The sequence below is a fragment of the Streptomyces sp. NPDC055287 genome (assembly GCF_053646035.1).
On record NZ_JBSHNE010000050.1, the window covers coordinates 23,939 to 30,308 of the forward strand.

Genomic DNA, 6,370 nt, shown 5'->3' on the forward strand with positions numbered 1-6,370 from the left:
TACGCAGCGCAGCGGGCGGCGAAGGACGGCCTTGGTGGTCCGGGGGCCGTGTCGGTTCGGTCTCGGAGAGCACTAGGCGCTCGAGTCGGCGAGGAGAGTGGCGCGTGCTTGGGTAACCAGGCGTAGCCCCGCGGGTGTGAGGGTTCCGTGGAGTTGGGGGTGCACGCTGCTGCCTGTTGCGGGAGTGAGGTGCCATCGGGAGGCGATGGCGCTGAGGATGATGGTGGCTTCGGTGAGAGCGAAGGTGTCGCCGATGCATTTCCTCTTGCCGGCGCCGAAAGGGATGTACGCGCGGCGTGCTGCGGGGTCGGCGGGGGATGTCCAGCGGTCGGGGTCGAAACGGGCGGGGTCGGGGAAGGCGCGGTCGGGTCGTGGTGGAGCAGGTAGGCACTGAAGAAGAAGTCGGTGCCGGCGGGAAAACGGTGTCCGCCGAGGTCGACATCCGTGGTGCTGGCCCGGCTCAGGAGAGGGATGACCGGATACAGGCGCATCGTCTCCAGCAGGACGGCGCGGGTGTAGGGCAGGTGGCGCAGCGATTGCGGGTCGGCGAGCTCGCCGCGGAGAACCTCGTCGAGTTCCGCGTGGAGCCGCTCGGCGACGTGCGGGTGGAGGGTGAGGAGGTGGAAGAGCCAGGCCAGCGTCGCCGCGGTGGTTTCGGTGCCGCCGACGAAGAGGGTGGTGACCTGGTCGCGTAGCTCCTCGTCGCTGAAGGCACCCTCCGCATCTGCCTCCCCAGCGGCGATCAGGGCGTGCAGCAGCCCGCCCGGGGTGGACTGAGTGCGGGCGCTCGCCACCACCTGATCGGCTACCGCCCAGGCGCCGGCCCGTGCCTGGTTGAAGCGGTGGTTGGCGGGGGTGGGAAGCCGACGGATCCAGGCGAACGGAATGGCCGCGCGGATGAAGATGCCGGCCAGCAGGACCTGGAAATCATCGCGGAGACGATCTGCTTGATGGCCGTCGATCGTGGGCAGCAGGGTCCGGCAAAGGATCCTCGCGGTGAGCGCCGTCAGTTCGGGCAGAAGGTCGATCTCCTGTCCCGCCTGCCAGCGCCCGGTCAGGGCCTTGCTCTCCTCGCGGATCGCCTCACTGTAGGAATCGATGTGCGCCACGGTGAAGGCCGACTGCATCAGGCGGCGCTGGCGGCGGTGGTCGGTGTGGGAGGCGGTGACCAGGCCGTTGCCGAGCAGCCCGCGGCCCCGGTCGACGAGTGATCCACCCTTGTCGAACGAATTGGCCTGCCCGACAAGCATGTCCTGGACCAGATCCGGGCGGCACACCAGGTAGGCGGGCCGCGGCCCCAGGCGCAGCCTGAGCACAGACTGAGCCTGCCCGCATTGGAGAAGCCAGGTGAGCGGGTCACGCAGGAGACGGGGACCATGGCCGGCGAGCGGGACGGCGCCTGGCGCCAGGGGCACGTCGTTCACGGTGCGGGGGGGTGTCGGCTTTTCGCATCCGATGCGCCACGTCCTCTCGGAAGGAGCTGTCCGTTGTCCACTGGGGTCCCGGGTAGGCGACCCTCTCCAGCGGGCCGTCGGTTCCGCTGGCCGTGTCGGTCGGCGGCGCGCGGGCGAAAGCGTCTCGGCAGAGCCGGTGAGCCAGAGCGGATCATGCGGTTGTCGTACCGCTTCAACGACACAGGCCGTCGACAGATACTCCCGTCTGCGTGCTGGGCTGTCGCAGCCGCTCGCCCGCGGGGCGGTTGATCGTCCGCCCGCTGATTCGGGAGAGGGTTACCCCCGGGCCCCATCGTGCTCTGGAGTTGCGTTGCCGGGACGGGGCAAGTGGCGGGATTGGGTGACCAGGTGTAGTCCTGCGGGGGCGAGGGAGCCGCGAAGCTGGGGGCGGACGCGGCTGCCGGGTGCTGGAGTCAGGTGCCATCGGGAGGCGATCGCGCTGAGGATGATGGTGGCTTCCGCGAGCCCGAAGGTGTCTGCGATGCATTTCCTCTTGCCAGCGCCGAAAGGGATGTACGCGCGGCGTGCTGCAGGGTCGGCGGGGGAAGTCCAGCGGTCGGGGTCGAAGCGGGAGGGGTCGGGGAAGAGCGCCGGGTCGTGGTGGAGCAGGTAGGCGCTGTAGAAGAAGTCGGTGCCGGCGGGAAAGCGGTGTCCGCCGAGGTCGACTTCGGTGGTGCTGCCCCTGGTCAAAAGGGTGGCCACCGGATACACGCGCATCGTCTCCAGCAGGACGGCACGCGTGTAGGGCAGGCGGGGAAAGGTGTCGGGGCCGGCGAGCTCGCCGCCGAGGACTTCGTCGAGTTCCGTATGGAGCCGCTCGGTGACGTGCGGGTGGAGGGTAAGGAGGTGCAAGAGCCAGGCCAGCGTCGCCGCGGTGGTTTCGCTGCCGCCGAGGAAGAGGGCGATGACCTGATCGCGTAGCTCCTCGTCGCTGAAGGCGCCCTCCGCATCTGCCTCCCCGGCGGCGATCAGGGCTTGCAGCAGCCCGCCCGGGGTGGACTGGGCGCGGGCTTTGGCCACGACTTGGTCGGCCAGCTTCCAGGCGTCGGTTCGGGCGCGGTTGTAGCGGCGGTTGGCGGGGGTGGGGAGCTGTTGGATCCAGGTGAACGGGATGGCGGTGCGCGTTAAAGTGCCGGCCAGCAGGATCTGGAAGTCGTCGCAGAGCCGGTCGGCGTCGCGCTCGTCGATGGTGGGGAGCAGAGTCCGGCACACGATCCTCATGGTGAGAGAGGTCAGTTCGGGCAGGACGTTGATCTCCTGGCCCGTCTGCCAGCGCCCGGTCAGGGCCTTGCTCTCCTCGCGGATCACCTCACTGTATGAATCGATGCGCGAGGGGGTGAAGGCCGGCTGCATCAGGCGCCGCTGGCGGCGGTGGTCCGTGTGGCGGGCGCTCGCCACACCGTTGCCGAACAGTTCTCGGCCCCGGTCGAAGAGCGGCCCGCCCTTGTCGAACGCGTTGACCTGCCCGACGAGCATGTCGTGGACCAGATCCGGGCGGCACACCAGGTAAGCGGGGCGCGGCCCCAGGCGCAGCCTGAGCACGGGCCGCGCCTGCCCGCACTCAAGCAGCCAGGTGAGCGGGTCCCGCAGGAGACGCGGCCCATGGCCGAGCAGCGGGATAGCGCCCGGTGCCAGCGGCACGTCCTTCACGGTGTGGGGGCTGTCGACTTCTCGCATCCGATTCACCATGTCCTTCCGAGGCAGACCTGTCCGTTCTCCACGCACCCGAACCCTGTGACGCGTGGTCCTTCGCCGTCGATGGCAGCGCCGCCCAGTCGGACTATCTGGGCCCTGCCCCTGGGCCGGGCGGCAGTGACAGGGGGCACGGCCGGAACCGCGGGAGTCGCCGCAGGCGGCGCGTAGCCGGAGGCGGCTGGGCAACGCCGGGACGGATAGTGCGGTTGTCGCACCGTTTCAACGACACAGGCCGCCGACAGACACTCCGCCCCGCCACGATGCGGTCGGCCAGAGCGAGCGCCCAGGATGAACCACCCGGACGTGCGGTTTAGGGTCATGATCATGCGTCCACCCGCATGGGTGTGCCCCTGCGCGCTCGCCGTACGCACTAGGCCCGGGGGGCATGCGGCGTGCTGTCATGAGCCCGTCCGGCCGGGCACCTCATCGTCCGCCTTTCGATCACAGACGCCACTTCACCGCATGCGGGTTTCGGAGGTCTTGTGCATGTCTGTCATACCCGGGCCGTTAGTTCGCCGACATTTTCCTGAGACCCTGCCGGTCCCCTCCTCGCCTGCGAGCGGCGGCACCGATGGCCTGGCAGTGGCGCTGGCTACGGAGTTCGCCCGCCGCTGGCCCGAGAACGCGGCTGGACTGGACTCTGTGCACCGGTACGCGCTGCTGCCGTCGGGGAAACTGCTGCGGCCCCACCTGCTGGCCCGCTCCGCGCTGGCCGTGGGCGGAAGCCTTGCAGCGGTACTGCCGGCGGCCGTGGGCTTCGAGGCTGCGCACACCGGGAGCCTGCTGCACGATGACATCATCGACCAGGACGCCATCCGCCGCGGCCGCCCCGCCGTGCACGCGGCGTTCGGGCCTCAGATGGCGATCGTCGCCGGGAACGCGCTGTTCTTCACCTGGTTCACGGCCCTGGCCGAGTGCGCCGCGCACGGTATCCCCCACGAGCGGATCGTTGCGGCGATGGAAATTCAGGCAGAGGCGGGTCAGCAGATCTGCCGTGGCGCCGCCCGCGAACTCACCCTCGCCGGGGACCTGGAAGCATCACCGGACGTCTACCTAGAGATGGCCCGGGCCAAGACGGCGGCACTGTTCGAAGCGGCCTGCACGGTGGGAGCCGTCCTCGGCGGAGGAACCAAGCATCAGGTCGCGGCACTCGGTGCTTTCGGAGACCACCTCGGATGCGCGTTCCAGATCCGCGACGATCTCCTGCCCTACCGTACGGGCGGGCCGGGCGCGGGCAAGCCGGCCGACAGCGACGTGCGCAACCGGCGCCCCACCCTGCCCGTCCTGCTCGCCCACCGTGCCGCCACCCCCACCCAGCGGGCTGAACTACGCCACTGCATGACACCGGGAGACGACCCGCCAGAAGCGTTCCGGCGGCTGACCGGATTGCTGCACGCCACCGGAGCTCTGGAGTCCGCCGAGCAGAGCGCCGAAGACCACGCCGCACAGGCCCGCAACGCCCTGGCCGAGATCGAGCCCAGTGCGCAGCGCGACGCACTACTGGCCCTGGTGTCCCCCGCCGGCCCTCCGGCCGCGCGGTCCGCGTAAGCCGCCACCCGCCCACGGGCGCCGACTCCCCGGCCGCGGGCCCGGCCCATAAAGCCTCACCCAAGCCTTCACAGCACACCCCGACCCCACAACCGCGCCCGCGCCCCTGTCAACGTCCGTCCCCCAGTATGGAGAACATATGAGCACTCCCGTCCTGTCTGACAGCGGCTTCACGCAGCTGCTGGCCTTCTACTGCCCGCTGCCCACCGGGGTGTGCCCCGACCGCAAAGCCATGACCGAAGGGACGCTGGCCTGGGCGCAGCGGTTCGACCTCGGCCAGGGCGACGAGCACACCACGATGAAGCTGGCCCTCAACGCCGGCGTCTTCTCTGCGCACATGTATCCCCACGCGACGGGCGATCTCGGTCAGGCGCTGAGCGACTACGCGGCCTGGGCGTGGATCCCCAACGATATCTGCGGTTCAGGCCAGCCCGCCGCTGACGTGCTGCTCACGCTGGGCGCCTGGGAGAGCATCATGCACTTCCCGGACTCTGCGCCCGAAGCGACGGAACCCGAAGGAAGCCACCCGGCGGGGGCAGCGCTGCGCGATGCGTGTGTGCGGCTGCGTGAGCTCATGACGCCCGTGCAGTGGCAACGCTGGCTCACTGTGCAACAGCTGTGGCTCTACCAGATGGCTCGGGAAGCGGCCGTTCTGGAACGCGGCACGGTCCTGTCGGTGAATGACTACCTGGTCATGCGGATGGGTTCGGCCGGTGCGTTCGCCGCCGCCGGCTACCTCGACGCCGTCGAGGGCATCGAACTCAGCGAGCGGCAGTGGGCCCGTCGCGACGTCCGTACCGCCACTGAAGCGGCCCTCCTCGTCGGCGCCGTCGACAACGACCGCTACTCCTACTACCGCGAACACAACCTCCCCGTGAAGAAACACAACCTGTTCCAGGCTGTCCTGGGCGAACACCCCGGTGACAGCCTCGAGGAGGCCGTCACCAAAGCCGTCGCCATCCGCGACCGCCTGATGTCCCTCTACCTGCGCCTGCGCGAGCGAATCCTCCAGGACGCCGGGGAAGACCTGCACCGGTACATGAGCGGCATCGACCTCATCATCAGCGGGAACATCAACTTCGGCATGAAAACCGCCCGCTATCTGCTCCCGGACTCCCCGTACACCGTCACCTGGACCGACAAGCCCAGCGACCCTACACCCGACCCACTCCCCTACCCCGCCCTCACCGGGTGGTGGAAACAACTCCGCCGATGACCAACTACCGGCGCGCCGCCGCTAACCCACCACCCCCGGCAGGGCCCGATCTCCAAACCGGCTGCCAGCCGCACTGCGGCTCAGCCGGATGCCGCGGCGAGCCGCCCCGAACTGGGGCACATCCCTCACGCTCACGTCGCGCGGGGGCGGAAGACGCCTCGTGGTGTCGTGGCGGCCGAGGAAGGCCTAGCAGGAAAGAGGACCGCCCGACGCGGGCACTACCAGCGACAGGGCACAAGGCCCCCGAACCCGCCCACGGGATCCGGAGCCTCATCCCGTCAACAGTCGCTCTGTATGTGCGCAGACCAGGGCGGACATCCGGCGGCTACCAGCCGTAACCACCACTGGTCCGAACCGGTTTAGACCGTGTCTTACGTGGTGAGTTGGCTGTTGGGCTGTTCATGGGGAGTGGGCGTTGGGATTGGATTGTTCCGGCTGGGTTGTGGGAGTTGGTGCG

4 protein-coding genes and 1 pseudogene are annotated in these 6,370 nt (G+C 69.3%); 2 read left to right on the forward strand and 3 right to left on the reverse strand.

From position 1 onward, the window contains the following. Nucleotides 1-72 precede the first annotated feature (72 nt). From ACWIHY_RS36065 to ACWIHY_RS36075, 3 genes and pseudogenes are all read right to left on the reverse strand, one after another. Nucleotides 73-537 (reverse strand): cytochrome P450, encoded by a 465-nt coding sequence (locus tag ACWIHY_RS36065; RefSeq protein ID WP_454380668.1) that lies wholly within the window; start codon nt 535-537, stop codon nt 73-75. Beyond that, a pseudogene (locus ACWIHY_RS36070) lies at nt 423-1,424 on the reverse strand (cytochrome P450); the annotation flags it as partial. The pseudogene ACWIHY_RS36070 and the gene ACWIHY_RS36065, both read right to left, overlap by 115 nt. A gap of 306 nt (nt 1,425-1,730) precedes the next feature. Next, the gene (locus ACWIHY_RS36075; RefSeq protein WP_454380662.1) at nt 1,731-3,131 is read right to left on the reverse strand and encodes a cytochrome P450; all 1,401 of its coding nucleotides are present in this window, start codon (nt 3,129-3,131) and stop codon (nt 1,731-1,733) included. Nucleotides 3,132-3,731: 600 nt separating this feature from the next. On the opposite strand from ACWIHY_RS36075, the gene ACWIHY_RS36080 reads away from it, so the two are divergent. Together ACWIHY_RS36080 and ACWIHY_RS36085 are read left to right on the forward strand one after the other, a co-directional pair. Beyond that, complete coding sequence (locus ACWIHY_RS36080; protein ID WP_454380664.1) at nt 3,732-4,697, forward strand: polyprenyl synthetase family protein; 966 nt, start codon at nt 3,732-3,734, stop codon at nt 4,695-4,697. Nucleotides 4,698-4,836: 139 nt separating this feature from the next. Beyond that, nucleotides 4,837-5,913, forward strand: a complete 1,077-nt coding sequence (locus tag ACWIHY_RS36085) for a terpene synthase family protein (RefSeq protein WP_454380666.1) — start codon at nt 4,837-4,839, stop codon at nt 5,911-5,913. Nucleotides 5,914-6,370 lie beyond the last annotated feature (457 nt).